At 70.1% G+C, this 25,799-nt stretch carries 25 protein-coding genes; 8 read left to right on the plus strand and 17 right to left on the minus strand.

The window, feature by feature from the left end:
* Positions 1-50: 50 nt before the first annotated feature.
* A complete protein-coding gene (gene chvE / locus QRN40_RS03700; protein ID WP_285114131.1) occupies positions 51-1,175 on the minus strand; it encodes a multiple monosaccharide ABC transporter substrate-binding protein in 1,125 nt (374 codons plus the stop codon).
* A gap of 316 nt (positions 1,176-1,491) precedes the next feature.
* On the opposite strand from chvE, the gene QRN40_RS03705 reads away from it, so the two are divergent.
* Together QRN40_RS03705 and QRN40_RS03710 are read left to right on the plus strand one after the other, a co-directional pair.
* Positions 1,492-2,520, plus strand: coding sequence for a LacI family DNA-binding transcriptional regulator (locus tag QRN40_RS03705; RefSeq protein WP_285114132.1), 1,029 nt, complete (start codon positions 1,492-1,494; stop codon positions 2,518-2,520).
* Positions 2,521-2,656: 136 nt separating this feature from the next.
* Entirely contained in the window at positions 2,657-4,531 is a 1,875-nt protein-coding gene (locus QRN40_RS03710; protein ID WP_285114133.1) for a potassium transporter Kup, read from the plus strand.
* Positions 4,532-4,536: 5 nt separating this feature from the next.
* Here QRN40_RS03710 and QRN40_RS03715 read toward each other — a convergent pair whose 3' ends face one another.
* Positions 4,537-5,472 (minus strand): NADP-dependent oxidoreductase, encoded by a 936-nt coding sequence (locus QRN40_RS03715; RefSeq protein ID WP_285114134.1) that lies wholly within the window; start codon positions 5,470-5,472, stop codon positions 4,537-4,539.
* An 89-nt stretch (positions 5,473-5,561) separates the two neighbouring features.
* Between QRN40_RS03715 and QRN40_RS03720 the strand changes: the two genes are divergently transcribed.
* Entirely contained in the window at positions 5,562-6,065 is a 504-nt protein-coding gene (locus QRN40_RS03720; protein ID WP_285114135.1) for a MarR family winged helix-turn-helix transcriptional regulator, read from the plus strand.
* On the opposite strand, the gene QRN40_RS03725 is transcribed toward QRN40_RS03720, so the two are convergent.
* Together QRN40_RS03725 and QRN40_RS03730 are read right to left on the minus strand one after the other, a co-directional pair.
* Entirely contained in the window at positions 6,062-7,690 is a 1,629-nt protein-coding gene (locus tag QRN40_RS03725; RefSeq protein WP_285114136.1) for an amidohydrolase, read from the minus strand. The genes QRN40_RS03720 and QRN40_RS03725 overlap by 4 nt on opposite strands.
* Positions 7,687-9,117, minus strand: coding sequence for a purine-cytosine permease family protein (locus QRN40_RS03730; protein ID WP_285114137.1), 1,431 nt, complete (start codon positions 9,115-9,117; stop codon positions 7,687-7,689). Before QRN40_RS03730 ends, QRN40_RS03725 begins: the two co-directional genes overlap by 4 nt.
* Before the next feature lie 147 nt (positions 9,118-9,264).
* Between QRN40_RS03730 and QRN40_RS03735 the strand changes: the two genes are divergently transcribed.
* On the plus strand, positions 9,265-9,831 hold the full coding sequence (locus QRN40_RS03735; protein ID WP_350224751.1) for a TetR family transcriptional regulator: 567 nt from the start codon (positions 9,265-9,267) through the stop codon (positions 9,829-9,831).
* A 39-nt stretch (positions 9,832-9,870) separates the two neighbouring features.
* On the opposite strand, the gene QRN40_RS03740 is transcribed toward QRN40_RS03735, so the two are convergent.
* On the minus strand, positions 9,871-10,434 hold the full coding sequence (locus tag QRN40_RS03740) for a GNAT family N-acetyltransferase (RefSeq protein WP_285114139.1): 564 nt from the start codon (positions 10,432-10,434) through the stop codon (positions 9,871-9,873).
* 65 nt (positions 10,435-10,499) lie between these two features.
* A complete protein-coding gene (locus QRN40_RS03745) occupies positions 10,500-11,183 on the minus strand; it encodes an SDR family NAD(P)-dependent oxidoreductase (RefSeq protein ID WP_285114140.1) in 684 nt (227 codons plus the stop codon).
* Between the two features lie 103 nt (positions 11,184-11,286).
* On the opposite strand from QRN40_RS03745, the gene QRN40_RS03750 reads away from it, so the two are divergent.
* Complete coding sequence (locus QRN40_RS03750; RefSeq protein ID WP_285114141.1) at positions 11,287-12,129, plus strand: helix-turn-helix transcriptional regulator; 843 nt, start codon at positions 11,287-11,289, stop codon at positions 12,127-12,129.
* Between the two features lie 6 nt (positions 12,130-12,135).
* On the opposite strand, the gene QRN40_RS03755 is transcribed toward QRN40_RS03750, so the two are convergent.
* The 6 genes from QRN40_RS03755 to QRN40_RS03780 all read right to left on the minus strand — a co-directional run bounded on the left by QRN40_RS03755 (position 12,136) and on the right by QRN40_RS03780 (position 16,169).
* Positions 12,136-12,909 (minus strand): SDR family NAD(P)-dependent oxidoreductase, encoded by a 774-nt coding sequence (locus tag QRN40_RS03755; protein WP_285114142.1) that lies wholly within the window; start codon positions 12,907-12,909, stop codon positions 12,136-12,138.
* 52 nt (positions 12,910-12,961) lie between these two features.
* A complete protein-coding gene (locus tag QRN40_RS03760; RefSeq protein ID WP_285114143.1) occupies positions 12,962-13,327 on the minus strand; it encodes a hypothetical protein in 366 nt (121 codons plus the stop codon).
* Positions 13,291-13,872, minus strand: a complete 582-nt coding sequence (locus QRN40_RS03765; protein ID WP_285117435.1) for a DUF1349 domain-containing protein — start codon at positions 13,870-13,872, stop codon at positions 13,291-13,293. Before QRN40_RS03765 ends, QRN40_RS03760 begins: the two co-directional genes overlap by 37 nt.
* A 55-nt stretch (positions 13,873-13,927) precedes the next feature.
* Positions 13,928-14,938, minus strand: a complete 1,011-nt coding sequence (locus QRN40_RS03770; RefSeq protein ID WP_285114144.1) for an aldo/keto reductase family protein — start codon at positions 14,936-14,938, stop codon at positions 13,928-13,930.
* A gap of 86 nt (positions 14,939-15,024) precedes the next feature.
* On the minus strand, positions 15,025-15,510 hold the full coding sequence (locus tag QRN40_RS03775) for an MSMEG_6728 family protein (protein WP_285114145.1): 486 nt from the start codon (positions 15,508-15,510) through the stop codon (positions 15,025-15,027).
* Positions 15,511-15,542: 32 nt separating this feature from the next.
* Positions 15,543-16,169 carry a TetR/AcrR family transcriptional regulator gene (locus QRN40_RS03780; protein WP_285114146.1) on the minus strand — a complete coding sequence of 209 codons (627 nt, stop codon included), beginning with the start codon at positions 16,167-16,169 and terminating at the stop codon, positions 15,543-15,545.
* Positions 16,170-16,239: 70 nt separating this feature from the next.
* Here QRN40_RS03780 and QRN40_RS03785 point away from each other — a divergent pair, with 70 nt between their 5' ends.
* Positions 16,240-17,787, plus strand: coding sequence for an MFS transporter (locus QRN40_RS03785; protein WP_285114147.1), 1,548 nt, complete (start codon positions 16,240-16,242; stop codon positions 17,785-17,787).
* A gap of 58 nt (positions 17,788-17,845) precedes the next feature.
* On the opposite strand, the gene QRN40_RS03790 is transcribed toward QRN40_RS03785, so the two are convergent.
* From QRN40_RS03790 to QRN40_RS03800, 3 genes are all read right to left on the minus strand, one after another.
* Complete coding sequence (locus tag QRN40_RS03790) at positions 17,846-19,630, minus strand: DEAD/DEAH box helicase (protein ID WP_285114148.1); 1,785 nt, start codon at positions 19,628-19,630, stop codon at positions 17,846-17,848.
* Entirely contained in the window at positions 19,627-20,049 is a 423-nt protein-coding gene (locus QRN40_RS03795) for a RidA family protein (protein WP_285114149.1), read from the minus strand. The genes QRN40_RS03790 and QRN40_RS03795 overlap by 4 nt, the downstream gene beginning before the upstream one ends.
* A gap of 67 nt (positions 20,050-20,116) precedes the next feature.
* On the minus strand, positions 20,117-20,968 hold the full coding sequence (locus QRN40_RS03800; protein ID WP_285114150.1) for an SDR family NAD(P)-dependent oxidoreductase: 852 nt from the start codon (positions 20,966-20,968) through the stop codon (positions 20,117-20,119).
* Positions 20,969-21,078: 110 nt separating this feature from the next.
* Between QRN40_RS03800 and QRN40_RS03805 the strand changes: the two genes are divergently transcribed.
* Positions 21,079-23,811, plus strand: coding sequence for an Ig-like domain-containing protein (locus QRN40_RS03805; RefSeq protein WP_285114151.1), 2,733 nt, complete (start codon positions 21,079-21,081; stop codon positions 23,809-23,811).
* Between the two features lie 24 nt (positions 23,812-23,835).
* Here QRN40_RS03805 and QRN40_RS03810 read toward each other — a convergent pair whose 3' ends face one another.
* Positions 23,836-24,411, minus strand: coding sequence for a TetR/AcrR family transcriptional regulator (locus tag QRN40_RS03810; protein ID WP_285114152.1), 576 nt, complete (start codon positions 24,409-24,411; stop codon positions 23,836-23,838).
* Between the two features lie 116 nt (positions 24,412-24,527).
* Here QRN40_RS03810 and QRN40_RS03815 point away from each other — a divergent pair, with 116 nt between their 5' ends.
* Positions 24,528-25,553 (plus strand): aldo/keto reductase, encoded by a 1,026-nt coding sequence (locus tag QRN40_RS03815; protein WP_285114153.1) that lies wholly within the window; start codon positions 24,528-24,530, stop codon positions 25,551-25,553.
* Positions 25,554-25,556: 3 nt separating this feature from the next.
* On the opposite strand, the gene QRN40_RS18565 is transcribed toward QRN40_RS03815, so the two are convergent.
* Positions 25,557-25,730, minus strand: a complete 174-nt coding sequence (locus QRN40_RS18565) for a zinc ribbon domain-containing protein (RefSeq protein WP_502878894.1) — start codon at positions 25,728-25,730, stop codon at positions 25,557-25,559.
* Positions 25,731-25,799 lie beyond the last annotated feature (69 nt).

Genomic DNA, 25,799 nt, shown 5'->3' on the forward strand with positions numbered 1-25,799 from the left:
GATCCGGGCGGGCACGCGGTTGCGCACCCGCCCGGACCGTCAGGCCGGCGCTACTTGAGGTCGGATTCCTTGTAGTAGCCGCTGTCGACCAGGACCTTCTGGTAGTTGTCCTTGGTCACGACGACGGGCTGGAAGAGGTAGCTCGGGACCACCTTGACCTTGTTGTCGTAGCTCTTCGTGTCGTTGACCTCGGGCTTCTTGCCCGACAGCACGTCGTTGGCCATCTTCGCGGCCTCGTTCGCAAGCTGACGGGTGTCCTTGTAGATGGTCGAGTACTGCGTGCCGGCGATGATCTGCTTCACGCTGGCGACCTCGGCGTCCTGACCGGTGATGATCGGGAGCTTCTTGCCGCCGGAGCCGTAGCCCGCGCCCTCGAGCGCGCTGAGGATGCCGTCCGAGAGGCCGTCGTACGGGGAGAGCACGCCCTGGACGTCCGCGCCGGTCGAGTACGACTTCGCGACGAGGTCCTGCATGCGGGCCTTGGCGGTCGCCGGGTCCCAGCGCAGGATGGCCACCTGGTTGAAGTTCGTCTGGCCGCTCTTGACCACGAGGGTCCCGTCCGCGATGTACGGCTTCAGCGTGTCCATCGCGCCGTTGTAGAAGAACGTGGCGTTGTTGTCGTCCGGGCTGCCGGCGAACACCTCGATGTTGAAGGGGCCCTTCTGGCCGGTCTTCTTGCCGTCGGCGTCGAGCACGCCCAGGCCGGTCAGCAGCGAGTTCGCCTGGTAGACGCCGACCTTGTAGTTGTCGAACGAGACGTAGTAGTCGACGTTCTTGTCGCCGGTGAGGAGGCGGTCGTACGAGATGACCTTGATGCCGGCCTTCGCTGCCGCATCCAGCTGGTCGGTGAGCGATCCGCCGTCGATGGACGCGATGATCAGGACCTTTGCGCCCTTGGTGATCATCGTGTTCACCTGCTGTACCTGCGTCGGGATGTCGTTGTTGGCGTATTCGAGATCGACCTTGTAGCCGTTCTTCTGCAGGTCGGACTTGACGGCGTTGCCGTCGGCGATCCACCGCTCCGACACCTTGGTCGGCATCGCGACGCCGACGAGCGCGCCCTTGTTGTCCGTGCTCGAGCCGGTGCCGCCACCGCGGCCCCCTCCCGAGCAGGCGGCGAGTGCGACCGCGACGCCGAGTGCGGCGGCGGCCAGTGCGACTTTCCTGAACTTCACTGTGATTCCCTTCGAGCGTTGTGGCGACCGGCGCGCCCACTGCGCACGGGCTCGCCGAGCTCGGAACTGTCACGCGTCCGTCGGCCAGCGTTCGACGGGGTGCAGCAGGAGCGATCGCGGCTGTGCGATCCGGCTGCTGTCATGTGCGACTCCCTCGTCGTATGCTGGGCGGTACGCGATATATGTGACCGGTCCCAGAACGGGTTAGACGCTATGACCTGAGCACCACGTCAGTCAAGTGGTTCGCGGAAAAATATGATGAGCACGTTCACCGAGGGCGGCAGTGAAGCCGCCCTCGCCGTACGAGACGAGTTGCATGGACAAGCCCGCCGACGAGCAGCGCGCCCTCTCCATCCGGGACATCGCCCGGCTGGCCGGAGTGTCGCGCCAGACGGTGTCCCGCGTGCTCAACGGCGAGCGCTACATCAAGCCGTCGACCGAGGCGCAGGTGCGCGCCGTCATCGAGGAGCATGCCTGGCGCCCCAACAGCGCCGCCCGCGCCTTGGCGACCGCGCGGTCGAAGACGATCGGGCTGCTGGTGTCGGCCCGCTCGCACTACGGCCCGTTCTCGGCGGCGACGGCGATCGACGAGGCCGCCAGGGCGCGCGGGTACGCCATCCTGTCGGCCACCGTGGCGCGGGAGGACGACGCCACGATCTCCGAGGCGCTCGACGCCTTCGCCGCGCAGGGCGTCGAGGGCGTGGTGGTCATCGCGCCGCAGCAACGCGCACATGAAGCGCTGCAGCGGGTCGCCATCCGCGTGCCGTTCGTCAGCATGCACTGGAAGGACGACAGCGACGGTCGGGTGGCGGCCTTCGACCAGGAGGCGGGCGCGCGCCTGGCGACCCGGCACCTGATCGAACTCGGCCACACCCGCATCCGCCATCTCGCCGGGCCCCAGGACTGGAACGAGGCGGAGGACCGGATGAACGGCTTCCTCGCCGAACTCAACGATCACGATCTCCCCGTGACTGCGCCGCTGCTCGGCGACTGGACCGCGGACCTCGGGTACGAGGTCGGGATGAAGCTGTTCGACCATCCCGACTTCACTGCGGTGTTCGCCTCCAACGACCAGATGGCGCTCGGACTCATCCACGCGGCCGCCGACTGCGGCCTGTCCGTGCCGGGCGACCTGAGCATTGTGGGGTTCGACGACATCCCCGAGGCGAAGCACTTCTCCCCGCCGCTGACCACGATCCGGCAGGACTTCGCCTGGCTGGGCGCCCACGCGATCGACGTACTGGTGTCGCAGATCGAGGGAGACGAGCCGTCCGGGTCGACGGACTACCCCGTCCCCGAGCTCGTCGTGCGTGCGAGCACCGCTCCGCCGCGCGCCCAGGCCTGATGACGGGCGCTGCGAGGCGTACCGTAGCCCCTATGCGAGTCCCCGAATGAAGGTGTCGGCCGAGCGAGGCGGAACGCGCTCCTCTCACGGAGGAGTCGCCGGCACACCTCCGGCCGGTCACCACCGTCACCCCGTCATGGCGGCGGCCGCGCTGGCCGCACTGGGTGTCGTCTTCGGCGACATCGGCACGAGCCCGCTCTATGCGCTGAAGACGGTGTTCCTGCTCGACGGCGGCGTGGTCGGAGCGCAGCAGGACGACGTCTACGGCGTGATCTCGATGATGTTCTGGAGCGTCACGATCATCGTGTCGATCAAGTACCTCGGCATCCTGATGCGCGCCGACAACGACGGCGAGGGCGGCGTGATGGCGCTGGCTGCGCTGGCCCAGCGGCTGTATGCGAACCGCGCCAGCAAGGCGGGAGTGCTGCTGCTCATCGGGATCGTCGGCGTCGCGCTGTTCTACGGCGACTCGATCATCACCCCCGCGATCAGTGTCCTGTCGGCGGTCGAAGGCCTCCACGTCACCGTCCCGGCGATCTCGCACCTCGTCATCCCGATCTCGGTCGTCATCCTGGTCGTCCTCTTCGCCGGGCAGCGGTTCGGGACGGGCAAGGTCGGGGTGCTCTTCGGACCGGTCATGGTGCTGTGGTTCGCCGTGCTGGCCGTTGCGGGTCTGACGATGGTCGTGCAGTACCCGTCGGTCCTTCTCGGCCTGTCCCCCACCTACGCGATAGCGTTCATCATCGCCCACCCGGCGGTGTCGTTCATCGCGCTCGGAGCGGTGGTGCTCGTCATCACCGGAGCGGAGGCGCTCTACGCCGACATGGGCCACTTCGGCCGGTCGCCGATCCGCCGCGCCTGGTTCGTCCTCGTGTTCCCCGCCCTCACGCTCAACTACCTGGGGCAGGCGGCGCTCATCCTGCACAACCCCGCTGCGAAGGCGAACCCGTTCTTCCTGATGATCCCGGAATGGGGCCGCCTGCCGGTCGTCATCCTCGCCACCGTGGCCACCGTGATCGCCAGCCAGGCCGTCATCTCCGGTGCCTTCTCGCTCTCGCGGCAGGCCATCTCGCTCGGACTGCTGCCTCCGCTCACCATCCGGCAGACGTCGAAACGGGAGGGCGGCCAGATCTACCTCCCGGCGATCAACTTCCTGCTGTTCATCGGCGTGATCGCGGTCATGCTCGCGTTCGGCTCCTCCGACCGTCTCTCGACGGCGTACGGGATCTCCGTGACCGGAGCACTCGTCGTCGACACCCTGCTTCTGCTGCTGGTCGCGCGGCCCCTCTGGAATTGGGCGCCCTGGAAGATCGTGCTCGCGGCGGTCGCGTTCGGCGGGCTCGAGCTGGCGTTCCTCGCGGGCAACCTCTTCAAGGTGATCAACGGCGGCTGGGTGCCGCTGCTCATCGCCGCAGCGGTGATCCTCGTGATGACGACCTGGCGGCGCGGACGCCAGCTGGTGCAGGACGACCGCCGTCGCAAGGAGGGCTCCCTCTCCGAGTTCATCGAGGACGTGCGGGTGCAGAATCTGCCGCGCGTTCCGGGCATCGCGGTGTTCCCGCACCCCAACAAGGACACGACGCCGCTCGCGCTCCGGGCGAACGTCAAGCACAACCACGTCCTGCACGAGCACGTCGTCATCGTGTCGATCAGCACGGCGCAGGTGCCGCACGTGCCGCCGAGCGAGGCGTTCACGTACGACGACCTCGGCTACGCGGACGACGGGATCGAGCACCTCAGCATCCGCTTCGGCTTCTCCGACAAGCCGGACATCCCGCGCGCCCTGCGCGCCGCATGCCGGGCCGGAGTGCTGCCGATCGACCCGGCCGGCTTCACGAAGGCGTCGTACTTCATCTCCCGTGGCGCCATCCGCACCACGCGGACGAACGGGATGGTGCGCTGGCGCCGGTCGCTGTTCGTCGCCCTCGCCCACAACGCCGCGGACCCGGCAGCCCGGTTCGGGCTGCCGGCGCTCCGGACGGTCACGATGGGGAGTGACGTCGAGATCTAGCGGCGTCAGGCCGCCGGGACCACCAGGACCTTTCCACGCAGCGTGCCCGCCGCTGCCCGCTCGTGCACCGCGGCGAGGTCGCTGAGCGGCACCTGCTCCGCGGTCTGCACCCGCAGCTCCCCCGCGTCGACCAGGGAGACGAGCTGCGCGAGCTGGCCAGCGTCGCTGCGGACGAAGAGGACGATGCCGCGGACGCCGCGGGCCTCGTCGCTCGGCGCGGGCATCCACGCCGTGGTGCTGACGATCACACCGCCGTCGCGGACCAGGTCGAGGAGGGAGGCGAACTCCTCGGGCTCGAGCGGGGCGAGGTTGAGCAGGACGTCGACGGGCTCGGTCACAGCATCCCGCAGTGCGGTCGTCGTGTGGTCGATGACCTGGTCCGCCCCGGCGGCCGCCACGCTGTCGCGGCTGCGGGGGCTCGCGGTCGCGACGACGACGGCGCCCGCCCGCTTGGCGAGTTGCACGGCGTAACCGCCCACGGCTCCCCCGGCGCCGACGACCAGCAGCCGCTGTCCCGACTCGAGGCCGGCCTGCTCGAAGAGCGCCTGCCAGGCGGTGAGCCCGACCGACGGGAGCGCGGCGGAGTCGACCAGCGGAATGCTCGTCGGCGCGGCAGCCAGCACCGAGGCCGGAGCGACGACGTACTCGGCCGCTCCCCCGTCGGCGGTCATCGGGAGGAACCCGACGACCGCGTCCCCGACGGAGAAGTTCTCCACTCCGTCGCCGAGGGCGTCGACCGTGCCCGAGACGTCGTAGCCCGGGATGTGCGGAAGCGTCACCGGGAGCGGCAGGCTGCCGGCCCGGATGCCGTTGTCGGCCGCGTTGAACGCCGAGGCGGCTACGCGCAGCCGCACCTCCCCGGCGCCGGGGACCGGCTGCTCGGCCTCCTCGTAGTGCAGGACCTCGGGACCGCCGTGCTCGTGGAAACGTACTGCCTTCATCATGTCCTCTTCCGTCGCGTGCTTCGAATTCGAAGCATCTGCGCATGACGGTAGCACTGCTTCGAGTTCGAAGCAACTAGGATGGACGCATGCCTGCGAAGCCGCCGCCCCTCGATCCCGTCCAACTCGGCGCCTACTTCGCGCTGATCGAGACGAGCAGCCTGCTGAAGCACACCGTCGAGCAGCAGCTGCGCGACGCCGGCGACCTCAGCTACGTGCAGTTCCAACTGCTGGCACGGCTCGGCGACTCCCCCACGGGCAGCCACCGCATGACCGACCTGGCCGACGGCGTCGTCTACAGCCGAAGCGGACTCACGTATCAGGCGCAGGTGCTGGAGCAGCGCGGCCTGGTCACCCGGGCACCCTCGCGCGACGACGAACGCAGTGTCGTCGTGACGATCACCGACGCCGGCCGAGCGGTGCTCGCGACCGTGTTCCCCGGCCACATCGCGGTGCTCGACGACCTCCTCTTCGCCTCCCTGACCCGCGCCGACATCGTCGACCTGGAACGCGTGCTGGCGAAGGTCAGGGACCACATGCGGGCGAACCCGCCGCGTTCGGCGGCCCCGCGGCGGCGGAAGTCCGGCTCCTAGGCCCGGTACGCCGTCCGCCCCGCGACGATCGTCTCGACCACCCGGGCGTCGAGCAGGGAGGCGGGACCGCGCTCGAAGACGTCGGCGTCGAGGATGGCCGCATCCGCCGCGTATCCTGGCGCGATCCGTCCGCGCCATCCTCCGTCGCCGACGGAGGCGGCCGCATCCCGGGTCGCGTGGGCGATCGCGCGCTCCAGCGGCAGAGCGAACTGCGGCTGCACCGCGGCCACCGAGGGCACCAGCGCCGAGGCCCGCGTCGACGCGACGTACATGTTCGCGAGGGCCTGATGCGGCGCTGTGGGCGAGTCGGTCGAGAACGCGAGGAGCGCGCCGGCGTCTTCATACTCCGGCCACGGGAACGCCCGCTCGACCCGGTCGTCGCCCAGCATCGCGACCCAGTTGTCGAAGATCGCGGGATCGGCATGGACGGGCTGCATCGACGCCGTGACGCCCAGCCGGGCCATCCGCTCCGCTGTTCCCGGCGCCGCGTACTCGAGGTGCTCGATCCGGTGCCGGCGGGGACGGTCGCCGTTCTGCGCGACGGCCTGCTCGATCGCATCCAGTGCGAGCTGGCTCGCGAAGTCGCCGATGGCGTGCTGCGCGATCTGCAGGCCGGCCGCATCGGCGGCGGCCACGACGGGGGCGAGCCGCTCCAGCGGCCAGATCGGGTCCGCGTTCGAACCGTTCGCGTACGGCTGCCGCATGGCGGCGGTGCACGCGTCGATCACCCCGTCGAGGATGAGCTTGATCCCGACGACGCGGAGCCACGGGGTCGACGGATCGGCAGCACGTCGCGCGGCCTCGGCGACCTGCGCCAGGTTCTGCTCGTCGTCGCCGGTGTTCGTGATCAGCCAGTGCGCCGCCACGCGGATGGGCAGCACTCCGCCGCGGCGGTCCTGCGCACGCTGCAGCGCGGCCAGGCCGAACTCGTCCATCGCCATGTCGACCGCGCCGGTGACACCGGTCGCCAGGTACGCGGCGAGCGTTCGCTCGACCTGCGCATCCCGGTCCGCGTCGGTGGTGGCGGCGTCGCGCTGCGCCCACGCGTACTGGGTGGCCGCGGTCTCCAGCAGGAGCCCGGTCGGCTCACCGTCGGCGTCGCGCACGATCTCGCCGCCGATCGGGTCGGGGGTGTCGCGCGTGATGCCGAGCTCGGTGAGGGCTGCGGCATTCACCCAGCACGAGTGGTAGTCGTTCGCATCCAGGTAGACGGGGATGTCGGAGATCACCGCATCGATCATGGCGGCAGTCGGCGCGCCGTCCGGCACCGCGTCGAACAGCCAGCCCCGCCCGCGCAGCACCGTCGCGGCCGGGTCGGCCTCCCGGGCCTCGAGGAGCAGCCGCTGAATGTCCTCGAGGTTCCGTGCCCCGGTGAGGTACACCTGCCCGAGCGCGGCTCCCATCATCAGCAGGTGCGTGTGCGCGTCCGTGAACCCGGGCAGGACGAGACGTCCCTCCAGCTCGACGACCCGGTCGGCGGCCGGCGCGTCGTCGCCGTCCCGGCCCACCCAGACGATGCGGTCTCCGGTGACGGCGAACGCCGTCGCCCACGCCCGCTCGGGATTCGCGTCGGCCGTGAAGACGCGGCCGTTCCGGTAAAGGGTCGTCTGGTCGAGGTCGGTCACAGCCGCCCCTCCTTTCCGAGCCGGGTGCGGCTCAACAGTGCGTACACGGCGGCGGAGACCGTCATCCCTGCCGGCACGGAGAGATCGACGTGGCCGAGCGCCTGCCCGATCGGGCCGGTCCAGACGTCGGTCGAGAGGCAGAGCGCCGTGACGAGCCCTCCCAGGAGGAGCGCGACGATCCCGGGAATGCTCCAGCCGCCTGTGAACCAGTACCGTCCGCCGCGACCGGTATCGAACAGGTCGACGCTGTCGTAGACGTACCGGCGCTGGATCACGTCCACCGCATAGATGGCCATCGCCGGCCCGGACACGATGACGAGGAACTGCAGCATCAGGTTCGCCGCTTCGAGCAGGCTCGAGGAGAGCACGAGGTAGATGGTCAGAGCGGTGCCGACCAGTCCGACGATGATCGCCGCCGGGATGCGCTTGAGCCGGAAGCCGATCGCCTGCAGCGCCATGCTGGACGTGTACGTGGTCATCGCGTTGAGCGCGATCGTGTTGACGACCACGCCGATGACGAGCAGCGGGCCGAGCCAGCCCGGCAGCAGGTCGAACAGCGCCACATCGATTCCGGCGTCGAAGGCGGAGGCCTTCAGCCCGGTCGCGAGGAGCACTCCCACCGCGGTGAAGACGACGAACGGGATGGCGCCGCCGAACGCCGTCGCGGCCGCGATGTGCGATGGCTTCGTCGACCGCGGCAGGTAGCGCGCGATGTCCGGGCTGTTGATGAACGACAGGGGCGTGGAGGCGAGGATCGTGAAGCCGATCGAGAGGGCCGACCAGAGCGGCACTCCCCCGAGCGGCTCGGGCGCCGTGTACTGCCAGTTGACCGTGGGGAGGATGAACGCTGACACCAGCACGAAGATCGCGAACAGCACGATGGCCATCACCGGGTAGATGCGCAGGATGAGCCCGTGCCCGAAGATCGCGACCAGGATCGTGATGGCGGAGACGACGATGGTCACACCGATCGGCACCCACACCGGGTCGTCGAGCCCGATACGGCGCAGCAGGTCCGCACCCATGAACGATGAGGCGAGCCAGGTCAGCGACAGGAAGACCGCTCCGATGAACCAGCCGACGAAGGCGACGAAGAGCTTGTTGCCGATGATGCCGTACATCGCGCGCGTCACGACCGAGCCGGACGTGCCGGCGGCCGGCCCGCTCCCCGCGATGAGCCCGGGGAAGACCCAGAGCAGCGAGGCGACGACGATCACCGCGAAGGCCTGCCAGATCTCGAGGCCGAGCAGGATGAGGGTGGCACCGATCGTGAAGTTCAGGATGCTGACGCCCGGCGCCGCCCACACGAAGAACAGGTCGCGCGCACGGCCGTGCCGCTCGCTGTCGCTGATCACCTCGATGCCACGGGTCTCGGGCTGCGTCGACGCGTCCACGAAGTGTTCGGTGCCGGTCCGCGCTTCGGACATGGGGTTCCTCTCCTGACCCAGCTCCCTCGCTGTTGGTCATGCGGCCAATAGGCTGTTGGTCAGTCATTCAATAGCATGGGACCCATGGAGTCAAGCGTGCCGCCTCCCCGTTCCCGGAAACCACCCGGGGAGCGGCGGGAGGAGATCGTGTCCGCAGCCGCGGCGATCGCGATCGGCGAGGGCCTCGAGCGCATCACTCTGCGCGCCGTCGCCACCCGGCTCGGCGTGCGCCCCGGCCTGATCTCGCACTACTTCCCCGCCGCCGAGGACCTCGTGGACGAGGCGTTCGTCCGGGCCGCCACCATCGAGCGCGAGCGGTTCTTCCCCACCTCGGGACCGCCGGTCGAACGGCTGGCGCACTTCGTCCACCACATCGAGACCGGCGCATCGCTGCCGCTCGCGCGGTTGTGGCTGAACGCCCGCCACCTCTCGCGCTTCACCCCGTCGCTGGATGTCACCCTCACCTCGCAGGACAGGCTCGACCGCGCGCGGCTCCGGACGATCATCGAGGACGGCGTGGCCGCGGGAGAGTTCGCGGCGGTGGACCCCGAGGCCGCGAGCATCCGCATCCTGATGGCCGTCGACGGCGGCGGCTCGTACGTCAACAGCGGCGACGACCTGACCCACCCGGCGCACGCGCACTTCGTCGCCGACGTCTGCGAGTGGACGCTCGGCCTCCCGCCGGGGACGCTGAGGGCGATCTCCGCCCGCTGACGACGGGCTGACGACAGGCGGACGACCGCGGCGGTCGCCTCAGCCCAGCTCGCGCCGCATCAGCCAGCGGGTCGCCCCGCCGGAGTGCGCCTCCGTGATCGTGCGGCGGGCGAAGCCGTGCGACTCGAAGAGGGACACGGTCCCCACGTAGCCGCTGATGACATCCACCCGCCCGTCGGTGTCGACCGGATACCCCTCGACCATGGTCGCGCCGGATTCGCGGGCGTGCTCGACCGCACCGTCCAACAGTTCGTGCATGAGACCGCGCCCGCGGAAGCCCGCGCGCACCACGAAGCAGACGATCGACCACGGGTCGCGATCCTCGTCCAGGTGCGGGATGGTGCGCGACCGCAGGAGCCGGGCGTAGGTCGCCTTGGGCGCGACCGAGCACCAACCCGCGACTCGGTCGTCGACGTACGCGAGGACGCCCGGCCCCGGTTCGCGCGTGCACTCGTCGTGCATGTACTGGATGCGCTCCGGCATCCCCAGCCGTGCCTGCCGGTACGACATGCAGACGCAGCCGCCTCCCCCGGGTTTCCGCGGGACCATGAACGATGCGAAGTCGTCCCAGCGGCCGGTGGCGGGCAGCACCTCGATGGACATGCGGGCATCGTACCCGGAGCCTCCGACTTCGGGTCCGGTGAATCCGGTGCGTCTCGGGCGCCGGCTCAGTACTCGATGCGCCCGTCGCGGTTGTGGAACTCCCCGGTCGGCCCGTCGGGGCCGATCGTGGCGAGCCGCACGGTGGCGTCGGTCCCCTGCTCGACGGTCTGGTGCCCGTTGAACCCGTTGAACTCGGTGGAGGTGTAACCGGGGTCGCTGGCGTTCACGCGGAACTCGGGCAGGTTCTTCGCGTACTGCACCGTCAGCGCGATGACCGCAGCCTTGGAGGTCGCGTACGGGATCCCCCGCACCGGGTACTCGTCGTGACCGGGTGCGGACAGCCACCGCGGCCAGCCGACGCCGGAGGCGACGTTCACGATGACCGGGCTGCCGGACCGCCGCAGCAGCGGAAGCGCGGCCTGGGTGACCCGGACCACCCCGAGCACGTTCGTATCGAGCGTTCGCAGCATGGCCTGCGCATCCAGGTCGTCGACACCATGGAGCGCATCCCCGAGGATCCCGGCGTTGTTCACGAGGACGTCGAGCGCGGGAAGCGACGCCATCGCCGCCTCCACGCTCTGCTGGTCGGTGACATCGAGCGCGACGGGGATGGCCCCGAGTTCGCGCGCGGCGTCGCCGGTGGCGGGGTCGCGCATCCCGGCGTAGACGGTGTGGCCCGCTTCGAGGAGTCGTCGGGCCGTCTCGAGGCCCAGACTGCGGTTGGCTCCGGTGATGAGTGTCGTGGTCATGTCTTCGATCCTCCCCGTGGGCCGCTGGAACGCCCAGGCTCCGGCCGACGGGGGTACCGGCAGTACCAGGATGGGCGCCGCGCGCGGACGTACGATGAGGCGCGTGAACGAATTCGGAGCGGTGCTGCGGTCGTGGCGCGACCGTGTCGACCCGGTCGAGGTGGGCCTGCCCGCGGGCCCCGGGCGTCGGGCGTCGGGCCTGCGCCGCGAAGAGCTCGCCGCGCTCGCCGGCGTGAGCGTCGACTACATCGTGCGGCTGGAGCAGGGCCGGGCCACGAATCCGTCGCCTCAACTCCTGGGCGCGCTCGCCCGGGCGCTGCGGCTGACCCGCGAAGAGCGGGACCACTTCTTCCGCGTCGCGGGCGCCCTGCCGTCGCCCGATGCCCGCATGCCGCGCCATCTCACGCCCGGTGTTCAGCGCATCCTGGACCGGATCGGGGATGTGCCGCTCGCGGTCTTCAGCGCCTCGTGGGACTTCCTGCTCTGGAACCCGCTGTGGGCTGCCCTCCTGAAAGACCCGTCCGAACTGACAGGCTTGGAACGCAACCTGGTCTGGCGGCACTTCGTGCGCGGCCACTCGACGGTCGAGTTCGATGACATCCACCAGGAGGAGTTCTCCAGCGATCTCGTCGCCGACCTGCGCCAGGCCCACGGCCGGTACCCGGACGACCCGGACCTCGCCCGCCTCATCGCCCGACTGCGCGCGGACTCTCCGGAGTTCGAACGACGGTGGGCCGACGCACGCGTCGCCGCCCACCGGTCCAGCCGCAAGACGATGACGGATACCGTGGTCGGGCCGATCACCGTCGACTGCGACGTCCTCACGGTGCCCGACGGCGACCTCCGCATCGTCGTCTACACGGCTGTGCCCGGAAGCGAGGATGCGGCGAAGCTCGACCTGCTGCGCGTGACGGGCGTCGAGCGGTTCCCGATCGTGCAGCCGTGAGGGCGGTCACATCGTCTGGCGGAGTCCTCCGTCGATGACGACGTCTGCGCCGGTGAGGTTGCCGAGCAACGGGCTGGCGAGCATGACGGCGAGAGCGGCCACCTCCTCCGGCCGGGTGAAGCGCCCGGTCACCATGGAGTCCTCCGCGCCCTTGCGCACCTGATCGGGGTCGGCTCCGGTGGCCGCACCCACCGTCTGGGCGACGCCGCCGGTGCCGAGCCAGAGGTCCGTCGCCACCGGGCCGGGGCTGATGGAGTTGACCCGGATGCCGCGGTGGCCGACCTCCTTCGAGAGCGACTTGGTGAAGCTGAGGAGCGCGGCCTTCGCCGCGCTGTAGTCCATGACGAGCGGGTCGGCGAGGATGGCGTTCTCCGACGCGATGTTGACGATGGACCCGCCGTCGGGGATGCGGTCGAACAGAGCGCGGGTGGTCCGCACCGCGGCGAGCGCGTTCAGCTGGTAGGTGTTCGACCACTGCTCGTCGGTGATGCTGGGGAAGCCGCCCGGACGCGGCGGGGCCGAACCGACGTTGTTGACGAGGATGTCCACCGGCCCCTCGAGCTGCGCTGCCGCGGCGAGGATGCCGTCGTCGGTGCTCAGGTCCGCCTCCACCAGGCGGAACCCGCCCTGCTCGTGCAGCGCGGCCGTCTCGGGCGTGCTTTTCCGGGCGATTCCGGTGACCGTCGCTCCCTCCGCGAGGAGGGCTTGGACGATGGCGAGCCCGATCCCCCTGCTCGCTCCGGTGACGACGGCGTGCGTGCTGCTGAGGTGAAGATCCACAGCTGGAGGGTATGGGACACCGCCGGGCCACGGCTAGGGGTGCGGGCGGGCGTCACCAGCCGTGGGTGTTGAACCACTCCCGCGCCTGGGCGGCCTCGAGCTCGGACTCGGAGGCGTCGCTCGTGTCGTGCTCGACGAGGCGACCCTCCGCGTCGAGCCCGACGAAGCGCAGGCAGACCGGGCAGAGTGCGCGGCCGCCCGGGAAGCCGTCCGGCAGGGTGGCGGCCGGTGATCCTGCCGCACCGGAGCCGTCGCACCGCGGCGGATCGGCCGTCAGGTCGGACCACATCAGACCGTCCTTGCGGTGCAGACCCGCGTGGCCCAGCGGCTCGGTGCACCGCCGGCCGGAGCTGCGGCTGGGGCAGAAGCGCACGGTCGAGGTCAGTGGAGTGTTCCGTCGGCGTCGGTCGTCCGCCACGCGGTGAACGTCACCGCGAAGCCCGGGCGGCTCGGCGCGGCCACGAGCGGACCGGCCTCTGCAGTGAGCGCGCCGTCGAACGGGAGCAGGCGCACGAACTGCAGCGGTCCCCCGTTCACGCTCGCGCGGACGACGAGCGCGTCCTCGGCGCGGCTGACCCGGACGAGGATGCGGCCGTCGAGCCACTCGGGCACGGGCGCGACCGACCAGTCCGACCGGCCGTCGGTGACGACCGCACCCAGCTGCAGGATGCCGTCGGCGAACTCGACGCCGGCCTTCACCCACCGGTCGTCGGCGGCCCGGACGAACACGCCGGCCTGGTCGAACTGCTCGCCGAAGGGAGCCGTGAACTCCACTTCGACGGCCGTCCCCACCGCGAACGGCGCGAGCAGCGCGTGCTCGGTGTCGTGGACGAACCCGTAGTACGTCTCCCGCCACGCGTCGCTCCCCTCGACGGCGGTGACGACCAGCCGGTCGTCCTGCTCGTCGATGCGGGCCGGAGGGGTGGTCCAGCGACCGGCGGACCAGGGAACGTCGATATCGATCACCGGGCCATCGTATGGGCTGCGCGGAGGGTCACGCCTTCGTCATGCCTTCCGGCTACGCCTCCCGGGTCTGCGGCGAACGGGTCGCGGTGTGCGACGGGTCCTTCTCGATGGCGCCGCCCAGCACCTCGTCGATACGGCCGAGCAGTTCGGCCGGGATCGTCACGCCGGACGCCTTGACGTTCTCCTCGACCTGCTCCGGACGCGACGCACCGATGATGGCGGCGGCGACGTTGTCGTTCTGCAGCACCCACGCGACGGCGAGCTGCGCCGGGGTGAGGCTCAGCTCCTGGGCGATCGGCGTGAGCTCCTGCACGCGGGTGAGCACGTCATCCGTGAGCCAGCGCTTGACGGCGCCGGCGCCGCCCTTCTGGTCCGTGGCGCGGCTGCCCTCCGGGAGCGGCGCACCCGGGCGGTACTTGCCGCTGAGCACACCCTGCGCGACGGGGGACCAGACGATCTGCGAGATGCCGAGCTCCTTCGAGGTCGGGACGACCTCCGCCTCGATCACACGCCACAGCGCCGAGTACTCGGGCTGGTTCGAGATGAGCTGGATCTTGAGCTCCTTCGCGAGGGCCGCTCCGGCGCGCAGCTGCTCCGACGTCCACTCGCTGACGCCGATGTAGAGCGCCTTGCCCGAGCGGACCACATCGGCGAACGCCTGCATGGTCTCCTCGAGCGGGGTCTCGAAGTCGAAGCGGTGGGCCTGGTAGAGGTCGACATAGTCGGTCTGCAGGCGGGAGAGCGAGCCGTCGATCGACTCGAGGATGTGCTTGCGCGACAGCCCGACGTCGTTGTGGCCCTTGGGGCCGGTCGGCCCGAACACCTTCGTGAAGATCTCGAGCGACTGCCGGCGCTCGCCCTTCAGTGCCTCGCCGAGGACCGTCTCAGCAGCCGTGTTCGCATAGACGTCGGCGGTGTCGAAGGTGGTGATCCCCGCATCCAGCGCGGCCCGGACGCACGCGGCGGCGGTGTCGTTCTCGACCTGGGAGCCGTGTGTCAGCCAATTGCCGTAAGTGATCTCGGAGATCTTGAAGCCGGAGTCGCCCAGGTACCTGAAGTGCACAGTCTTTCCCTTTCACGCCGTTGTCGTGTCAACGCGATGGTAGGCGCCATCCATTCAGCAACTCCAACAGCAATGTGTTGTGGGATTCACACGTCAGGGCGATCAATGGCGGCGGAAAGCGGCGTCCCGTCCGCCTCCCGGGTGGGTCCCGGCCACAGGTACGGGAGGTCGTCCGGCACGTCCGGGAACAGCTTTCCGTAGAACTCCGGGTCCTTGCGCACCAGGTTCGACTGGTGGCTGCGGTGGAAGTCGGGGTCGCCGATCCACGGCGGCAGGTCCAGCTCGTCCTGAGGGAGGTCAGCGACCTCCGGCGCGAACTCGAGCACCTGCGGTCTCACGGTGTCGGCGTGGCCCAGCTCGATCCACGCGTCGGCAGACTCGAGCGCGTACTTGGTCAGCGCGGGAAGGTAGCCGCGCCACATCTTCGCCACCGGGTGGTTGCGCCATCCGTATCCCGGCACCGTCACGGCTCGCAGCACCTGCAGGGCCTCCACCCGCTGCTTGCCCATGCGGGCTCGGTCCAGGATGCGGACGCTTTCCGCGAAGGACGGGTAGGGCAGGAAGGTCTGCACCTCCCACACCGTACCCGCGGGGTCTGCCCGCCTTACGCCGGGGTCGTCTCCGACCGCCGGATGCCGACGGCCGGGAGCAGGATGCCGTCGATGATCGTGAGCAGGAACTCGCGGTCGACCGGCGTGCGCAGTACGAGAACGCGGTAGGCCGCCATCGAGGGCGCGACCAGCGCGAGCTGCTCGATGTCGCAGTCGGCGGGGATCTCACCGCGCTCGACCGCGCGGCGCAGGAACATCCGGTTGATGGAGGCGCGCGGCTCGACGATCGCGGCGTTCACGGCCTCGGCAAGGTCAGGGTTCTCGGCCAGCATCGAGACGAGACCCGCCATGACCCGGAGCTTCTTCTCGGCGTCGACGATGGTGTGCGGCTTCATCATCGCGATCAGGTCGCCGCGGAGCGTGCCGGTGTCGGGCAGGTTCTCGGGAGAGACGTCGACCTTCTTCATGCAGGCCACGGCCTCCACGACGAGTTCCGCTTTGGACGGCCAGCGGCGGTAGACCGTCGCCTTACCGGCCTTGGCCCGCGCGGCCACCATGTCCATGGTCATGCGGTCGTAGCCGGCCTCGGCGAGGACCTCGAGGGCGGCCTCGAGGATCTCCGGGTCGCGGGTGTGATCCCGTTTGCGCCCGAGCTTCGGTGCGAGGGCTGAAGTTTCCATCAGTGACAGTCTAGGTTAATTCCTGAACAAAAGAGATCCGGAACTGCTGAGTTTCGTATAGGCTGCCCCCATGCCTCAGACCAACCCCTCCCCTTCGAGCGTCGCCCCCGACGCCGCAGCGCCCTCCTCGCGCCGCTGGTGGACCCTCGTCACCGTCGCCCTGGCGCAGCTGATGGTCGTCCTCGACTCGACTGTCGTGAACATCGCCCTGCCGTCGGCACAGGCCGACCTCGGCTTCTCGAACGCCGACCGCCAGTGGATCGTGACCGCCTACTCGCTCGCCTTCGGCAGCCTCCTGCTCTTCGGCGGCCGCCTCTCCGACCTGATCGGCCGCAAGCGCGCCTTCATCATCGGCCTCATCGGATTCGCCGGCGCTTCCGCACTCGGCGGCGCGGCCGGCACCTTCGGACTGCTGGTCGGAGCCCGCGCGCTCCAGGGCGCCTTCGGCGCACTCCTCGCCCCGACGGCCCTCGCCGTCCTGACCACGACCTTCACCGTCCCGAAGGAGCGGGCGCGCGCCTTCGGCATCTTCGGCGCGATCGCCGGCGCCGGCGGCGCGGTCGGCCTGCTCCTCGGCGGTGTGCTCACCGAGCAGCTCGACTGGCGCTGGAACCTCTACATCAACGTCGTCATCGCCATCATCGCGATCGTCGGCGCGGTCTTCTTCGTCACCACGGTGCCGCGCACCGGGCCGCGTCCGAAGCTCGACGTGCCGGGCACCATCCTGGTCTCCGCAGCCCTGTTCTCGCTGGTGTACGGCTTCTCGAACGCGGAGTCGCACGGCTGGGACTCGCCGCTCTCGTGGGGCTTCCTCGCCGCCGCGGGGGTGCTCCTGATCGCCTTCGTGATCTGGCAGCGACGGGCCGCCCATCCCCTGCTGCCGCTGCCCATCGTGCTCGACCGCAACCGCGGCGCCTCCTACAGCGCCATCCTCATCGCCGGCGCCGGGATGTTCGGCATCTTCCTGTTCGTGACCTACTACCTGCAGTCCACGCTGAAGTTCACGCCCATCCAGACCGGCCTCGGCTTCCTGCCGATGATCGTGATGCTGGTGCTCGCCGCGCAGCTCTCCACCAACATCCTCGTTCCGCGGTTCGGGCCGAAGGTCATGGTCCCGATCGGCATGACGATCGCCGGGAGCGGGATGCTCTACCTGACGCATCTCGGTGTCACCGCGAACTACGCGGTCGACCTGCTGCCACCGCTCATGATCCTCGGGTTCGGGATGGGCTCCACGATGCCGGCGGCGATCCAGACGGCGACGCTCGGCGTCGACCGCCGGTTCGCCGGGGTGGCGTCGGCGATGGTCAACACGAGCCAGCAGGTGGGCGGCTCCATCGGGACGGCGCTGCTCAACACGCTCGCGGCGACGGCCGCAGCCGACTACCTCGCTGCGCACCTGCCGCCCACCCCGCAGGTGGCGGCGGAGGCCGCCGTGCACAGCTACGCGACCGCGTACTGGTGGGGCGCCGCCTTCTTCGGCTTCGGCGCCGTGCTGACGGCGCTGCTGTACCGGCGTCGCGGAGCGCTCCAGAACGGGGCGGCCGCGGCAGGCTCCGCGGGCGGCGACGGGGTGGCCGACGCGTCACCCGCGCCGGAGCCCGTGGTCGCGCACTGACACACGGAACGAGACGCGGCCGCCGACACGCGTCGGCGGCCGCGTCTGTCTCGCTGAGTCAGCTGTGGCGCGGCTTCCGCGCCGGGCGGTCGTCGCGGGACCAGTTCTCGCGGCGAGCGCCGGCCCCGCGGTCGGGGCGCAGCTCGATCAGCTTCCCGCTGATGCGGGTGCCCGAGAGCCGAGAGAGCGTGTCACCCGGCAGGTCAGCCGGAAGCTCGACGATCGAGAAGTCGGGCATGATACGGATGTGGCCGAAGTCTTCGCGGCTCAGGCCGCCCTCGTTGGCCAGCGCACCGACGATCTGGCGCGGCTCCACCTTCTGGCGCTTGCCCACCTCGATGCGGTACGCCGACATCGGCTTGTCGCTCCGCTCCCGCCGCCCTGCGCGGTCTCCGCGGCCGACGCGGTCGTCACGGCCTACGCGATCCGAACGGCTGGAGCGGTCGTCGCGGGAGTCGCGCTCGACCCGCTGGGAGAGCGCGTCGTCGGCGCTCAGGAGCAGCGGCTCCTCGCCCTGGGCCACGACGGCGAGCGCAGCGGCCACATCCGCCTCCGGCACATCGTGGTGCTCCACGTAGTGGCCGATGATGTCGCGGAAGCGCGAGATGCGGTCCTCCTGGCCGAGCGCTTCGGTGATCGCGTCGTCGAAGCGGGCGAGCCGCGTGACGTTGACGTCGTCGATGCTCGGCAGCTGCATCTGGGTGAGCGGCTGCCGCGTGGCCTTCTCGATCGCGGTGAGCAGGCGGCGTTCGCGCGGAGTGACGAAGCTGATGGCGGCGCCGCTGCGTCCGGCACGTCCGGTGCGGCCGATGCGGTGGACGTACGACTCCGTGTCGACCGGGATGTCGAAGTTCACGACGTGGCTGATGCGCTCGACATCGAGTCCGCGCGCCGCGACATCGGTGGCGACCAGGATGTCGAGCTTGCCCGATTTGAGCTGGTCGACCGTGCGCTCGCGCTGGGCCTGGGCGACGTCGCCGTTGATGGCGGCCGCGGAGTAGCCACGGGCGCGGAGCCGCTCGGCCAGCGTCTCCGTCTCGTTCTTGGTCCGGACGAAGATGATCATGCCCTCGAAGTTCTCCACCTCGAGGATGCGCGTGAGCGCATCGACCTTCTGCGGGTACGACACCACGAGGTAGCGCTGGGTGGTGTTGGCCGAGGTCGTCGTCTTGGTCTTGACGGTGATCTCTTCGGGATCCTTGAGGTACTTCTTCGAGATCCGGCGGATCTGCGCGGGCATCGTCGCCGAGAACAGGGCGACCTGCTTGTCGTCGGGGGTGTCGGCGAGGATCGTCTCCACATCCTCCGCGAACCCCATCTTGAGCATCTCGTCGGCCTCGTCGAGGACGAGGTACTTGAGCTCGGAGAGGTCGAGCGTCCCCTTGTCGAGGTGGTCCATGATCCGGCCCGGCGTTCCGACCACGATGTGGACGCCGCGACGGAGCGCCGACAGCTGCACGCCGTACCCCTGGCCGCCGTAGACCGGCAGGAGGTGCACACCCTTCAGGTGCGCGGCGTAGCTCTCGAAGGCCTCCGCCACCTGCAGGGCCAGCTCACGCGTCGGCGCGAGCACGAGGGCCTGCGGGCTCTTCTGGGACAGGTCGAGGCGGGACAGGATGGGCAGGGCGAACGCTGCCGTCTTGCCGGTTCCGGTCTGGGCCAGGCCGACGACGTCGCGGCCGCCCAGCAGCAGCGGGATGGTCGCCGCCTGGATGGCGGACGGCGTCTCGTAGCCGACGTCCTTCAGAGCCTTCAGGACGGCGGCGTCCAGCCCCAGGTCGGAGAAGGTGGTCGCGTTCTCGGCGGTGTCGGTCTCGCTGTCCACGGAATCAGGCGGGGTCATTCCTCAACGGTAGCCCCTGCGGCCTGCGGGCGTGAGCCGGAGGAGGAACGCACGGCGGTCATCCGGATCGAGATGAGCACGCCGGGGAGCACGGGGCCGAGCCGCGCCGCGTAGCGGGCGGGAGGGTCGGTGGGGAACCAACGGACCCACTCCTCGTTCATGCCGGCGAAGTCGTCCGGGTCGGCCAGCAGGATTCCCACCTCGACCACATCGTCGAGCCCGGCACCGGCCGCCTCGAGAACGGCCCGGCAGTTCGCGAGCGACTGACGTGTCTGCTCCTGGATGGTCGGCCCGGGCGGGCGGCCCGTGCCCACGTCGATCCCGGCCATGCCGGAGACGAAGATCTGATCGCCGACCCGGACCGCCTGGCTGAACAGCGGCGAGCCCGGGGCGTCGCCGGTGGAGATGACTTCACGCATGCACGCATCCTGACTCCGGAGACACTGTCGCGTCCAGCGTGAGGATGCCGCCCCGGCGACGCAGCGGTCACTCGCTCGGCGTCGCGACCCATCCGGAGGTGAGGTTCTGCACCGCGCTGCCGTCCAGGTCGGCGAGCTTGACACCTGTGAACCGGCGGGCGGCCTCCGAGGTCTGGATGCGCGCCGCCGGCTCGTCGTCGGTCAGCGCCGCGACGATGACCTCGGCCACCTGCTCCGGCCGCTGGGCGTTCGCGGGGTCGAAGGCCGCGGCGGTGCGGCGCAGGTAGGCCGCGAACGCCGGGGCGTAGGGCGTCTGCTCGATCGGCTGCGGCCCGTCCAGTCCGACGTTGGCGACGAACTCGGTCGAGACCGCGCCCGGCTCGATCACGGTGACACCCACCCCGACGGTCCCGGCGACCGGGGTGAGGGACTCCATGAACCCTTCGACGGCGAACTTCGCCGCGCAGTACGCCTCATTGAACGGCTGCCCCACGACGCCGCCGACGCTGGAGACCGTCACCAGTCGGCCGCCGCTCTCCCGGAGCAGGGGCATCGCCGCTTCGGTCAGCGCGACGACCCCGAAGAAGTTGACCTCCATCACGGCCCGGACGGCATCCACGCCCTCGACTTCGATCGTGCCGACGTGTCCTGCTCCTGCGTTGTTGAGCAGCGCATCCAGCCGGCCGTACTGAGAGACCACATGCGCCAGACCGGCCTCGATGGAGGCGGGGACCGTCACGTCGAGGGCCTGGATGTCGAGCTCGACCCCCGCGGCGGCCGCCGCCTCGCGGAGCGGGCCCGCCTTCGCGGTGTCCCGCATGGTCGCGACGACGGAGAAGCCGGCCCGCGCGGCAGCGATGGCACTGGCGAGGCCGATGCCCGACGAGGTTCCGGTGATGAGGAGGACAGGTGTGGTCATGGCGCCATTGTGGCACCGCGTTCGCGCCGCCATGCCCTCGGCTTTTCCCTCTTCTCCCAGCGGGGAGCGGAGGGTTAGGGTGGCCGGGTCAGCCCGGGAGGAGGCGGGAGATGAACGGCACGAGGACGGCTGGCCCGGCTCGGGCGCGCTGGGCCGCGGGCGCCGTCGCCATCCTGGTCGGTGCCGCGGCGCTGACCCTCGCCGAACCCGTCCCTGCGCCCGCCCACGCGGACTTCGCGTCGCAGTGCTCCACACCCACCCGCACGGTGAACACCGGCGACCCCGCCATCCGGGTGACGGCGGGCGAGACCGTACTCGTCGCCTCCGACTACACGGGCGGGGTCGATGCGCTGCCCGCCGGAGGCACTCTCTGCGTCGCATCCGGTGCCACGCTCAGCGTCAGCTACCTCAATAATGCGGCAGGTGCGCTGCTCGTCGCCGCAGGCGCAACCCTCGCTCTCCCGTCCGTCACCGTCAACACGGGCTTCTCGCTTCAGGCCGAGGGCACGGTCACGGCCGCCGGGTTCGGGATGAACGGCAATGGCAGCGTGCACATCGCCCCCAGCGGCGTCTTCACCGTGAGCGGCTCGCTGTCTTCGGCGGCGGGCGTCTTCGTGAACGAGGGGACGTTCCGGGTGAACGGCGTCCTCAACGAGAACAGCGACGTCTCGTTCACCAATTCGGGCACACTGGATGTTCTCGGCAGCGCCACCGTCAACGGGTTCTTCAGTAATACGGGGACGGCGAACTTCTCTGCCGGGGCCACTGTCAACGGCTCAGGCGTGGTGGAGAACGAATGCATCATCAACACCACCGGCGACATCACCAACACCGGTTCGGCCTCGAGCAACAGCGGAGTGGTCATCGCGACCGGGACGCTCATCAACAATGGCGCGTGGATGCAGTCCTCCTCGGGCGTCGTCGGTGCCGCCGGTTTCCGCGACGATGGCATCGTGACCGGGCTGGGGCGCTACCGGTTCACCGGCCCGACGAGCGTGCAAGGGTCGTTCATCGGCGACTCCGCCGACGATCCGATCGTCGTCCAGTCCACGGCGCCTGCCGGACAGATCTTCGACGTTCAGACGGGAACGGTGCAGAACACCGTCCGCGGTACCGTCACCCTCCCCGACTCCTCTCCTGGATGCGTGCCCGACCCGAACCCCGGCGACGCCGCCGACATCGAGGTGAGCAAGGCCGGCCCCGCCGCGGTCGCCGCCGGCGGCACCGTCACGTACACGGTGACCGCGACGAACCACGGACCGTCCGCCGCCGAGGACGTGGTGATCGCCGACACCCTCCCCGCCGGCTTCACCCTCGACCCCGCATCCACCACCGCCACCGTCGCCGGCGGAGTACTGACCTGGCAGCTGGGCACTATGGCGCCGGACGCTTCGGTCGACCTCACATTCTCGGGAACGGCGACCGCTCCCGTCGGCAGCGTCCTGCACAACGTCGTCAGGGGGACGACCTCGACGCCCGACCCGGACCCGTCGAACAACGACGGCTCCTCGGGCGAGAGCACCGTCGACACGCAGGTCGTGCCGGCGCCCGTCCCGATCAACCGGCCGCCCGTCGCCGCGGACCTCGTCAAAGACACCACCACCGGCGGTCTCGCCGTGGGCCGGGTGCAGGCGACCGACCCGGACGCGGGACAGGAGCTGACCTACCGCGCGCTCACTCGTCCCGCCCACGGGACTCTGTACTTCAGTGCAGGCGGTGTCTTCGTCTACCGCGCCGACGACGACTTCAGCGGCGTGGACACGTTCTCGTACCGAGCCTGCGACAACGGGTCGCCCGTGCTCTGCGACACGGCCGACGTGATCATCAACGTCCGTCCCCGTGCGGTCGACGACTCCGCGGAGACTCGTGCCGGGCAGGCCGTCGCCATCCCCCTGCTCGACAACGACACAGCAGGGGCAACGCTCGACGCGGCCGTCGTCAGCCCCCCGGCGAACGGGAACGTGACGCTCGACCCCGCGACCGGTACAGCGGTGTACACGCCGGCTCCGGGCTTCACCGGGACGGACACCTTCCAATACCGGATCTGCTCGCCCACCGCGCCCTCCCTGTGCGACTCGGCTCTGGTCACCGTCACGGTGCTGCCCGGAAACGACCCGCCGGTCGTCGAACCGCTCACGCAGACGACCACCGTCGGGCAGCCGGCCACCGACGTCCTCCAGACGAGCGACCCGAACGCCGGTGATACTCTCCGGCACTTCGCCGGCATCCCCCCGCGTTCCGGGACCGTGCGGGTCGACCAGGACGGGACCGTCGTCTACCTTCCGCGGCCGGGCTTCGCCGGACGGGATCAGTACACGGTGATCGTCTGCGACGACGGGGACCCGATGCTCTGCACCACCGGTGTCGTGCAGGTGGAGGTCCTCCCGATCGCCCGGCCCGACGCGGCCACCACGACCGAGGGCACCCCGGTCGCGATCGAGGTCACCGGGAACGACGCGGGCAGCGTCGACCCGCCGGTAGTGACCTCGGCGCCCGCGCACGGGACGGTGTCGTTCACGGGCGGTGTCGCCACGTACGTCCCCGACGCCGGCTTCACCGGCGACGACGTCTTCGAGTACACGATCTGCGCCGTCGGCGAGCCGGACCTGTGCGCGACGACGACGGTCACCGTCACGGTCGAGGCCGGCGGCTCGGTGGTTCCGACGCCGACACCGACACCGCCGCCTGCTGACGGCGGCGGGACGGACAGCGGAGGATCGGACACCGGCCTCGCGGGGACGGGGTCCGACGTGCTGCCTGCCCTCGTACTGGCCCTTCTCGCCGTTCTCACCGGCGTCGCCGCCACCCTGGTCGGTCGCCGCCGGCCGCGCGGCACGCGCTGAGTCAGGCCCCGGGTCGGCCCGGAGTCACGCATCCACCGGCGCGCGCAGCCCGGCGAGCAGCAGGCGCACCATCCGCTCGGCACGGGGAGGGATCGCGTCGGCGCCGGCGTCGCCATGGCACAGCGTCGCGACCGCGCCGAGAAGCTCGGTCGGATCCACATCCTGCTCGATGTCGCCGGACACCTTCGCCGCGGCGAGAAGCCGCTCGAGCGTCGGAGCGAGGTGGGTGGAGAAGTACTCCGCGAGCGGCTCGTAGGCGGGGTCGCCCGAGTGCAGCGCGCCGGCCAGTCCGCGCTTGGTCGCCACGAACTCGGTGAACCGCATGATCCAGCGGTCGAGAGCCTCACCCGGGGGCAAGTTCGCCTCGATCTCCGCGGCGGCGTCGACGCACGCGTCGATCTCGTGGGTGAACACGGCCGAGATCAGGTCCGACCGCAGCGGGAAGTGCCGGTACACGGTCCCGACGCCGACGCCCGCGCGGGACGCGATCGCGCGGACCGGCGCATCCACGCCCGATTCCGCGAACACCGCCTTCGCGGCCTCGAGCAGCGTGACGACGTTCTTGCGGGCGTCAGCCCTCTGGCGAGGGGCGGCGGCCATGGCGGTCTCCTCTGGCGATCGGGGCGTCGTGCGTGTAACGTCGTAAGCGGAACGCTGTTCCGTTTACACAAACGGAATTCTGTTCCGCTTCCCTCATCCTACGACAGGAGCCCCTCATGCAGTACCGCACTCTCGGCCGTACCGGCATCAAAGTCACCCCCTATGCGCTCGGCGCGATGATGCTCGGCTCGCTGGGCAACCCCGACCGCGCGGAGGGCATCCGCATCATCCACCGGACCCTCGACGGCGGAATCAATTTCATCGACACCGCCGACCGGTACGGCGACTCGGAGGAGGTGGTCGGTGAGGCACTGAAAGGCCGACGCGACGACGTCGTGCTCGCCACGAAGTTCTGGGGCCCGGTCGACGACGACATCAACCATCGCGGCGCCTCCCGCCGCTGGATCATGCAGGCCGTGGAGCGATCGTTGCGGAACCTGCAGACCGACCACATCGACCTCTACCAACTGCACCGGCCGGACCCCGACACCGACATCGACGAGACCCTCTCGGCGCTGACCGACCTGGTCCGTCAGGGCAAGGTCCGGGCGATCGGTACCTCCTCCATGCGCGGCTCAGAGATCGTCGAGGCGCAGTGGATGTCGGTACGCCGGGGATACGAGAGGTTCCGCACCGAGCAGCCCAACTACTCCATCCTCGATCGGGAGATCGAGCGCGAGATCCTTCCGGTGGCACAGCGCTACGGCATGGGGACGCTGGTCTACAGCCCGCTCGCCGGTGGCACCCTGACCGGCCGCTACCGCGCAGGGCAGGAGAACGACAACTTCCGTTCATCCCGGACCGGGATGCGCCACTTCCGCGACGAGCGCCGGCTGTCGGCTGTCGAGGAACTGATCGCCCTGTCCGACGAGGTGGGCGTGAAGTTGACCCACCTGGCGATGGCCTTTGTGATCGCGCATCCCGGCGTCACTTCGGCGATCGCGGGACCGCGGACGATGGAGCAGCTGGAGGACACCCTGGCCGGAGGAGAGGTCTCGCTGTCGGATGACGTCCTCGACCGCATCGACGCCATCGTGCCGCCCGGCGAGAGCATCGGGGCGATGGACATGGTGTACCGCGGACCGGAGGTCGCCGACGCGACCCTGCGGCGGCGTCCGTCCGCCGAGCGATCGGCGGAGTGACGCTCAGCGCCGCCCGGCGCTCCAGGTCAGCGAGTGCTGGGCCTGCTCGGCGGTCAGCGCCGTCTCTGCACCGCAGTTGGTGCACTGGTTCACGTAGCGGGTGGAGAAGGTGAACAGCGGGAGGAAGAACAGCGTGAACCGGTGGGAGCGTTTGATGACGTTCTGCGGCGCCTGCACCTGGCAGTAGCCGCAGACGAAGTAGACGACGTTGAGGAGCGATTCACGGATCCCCGACCCGAAGATGAG

Origin of the sequence: Leifsonia sp. fls2-241-R2A-40a (genome assembly GCF_030209575.1) — a bacterium.
GTDB lineage: Bacteria > Actinomycetota > Actinomycetes > Actinomycetales > Microbacteriaceae > Leifsonia.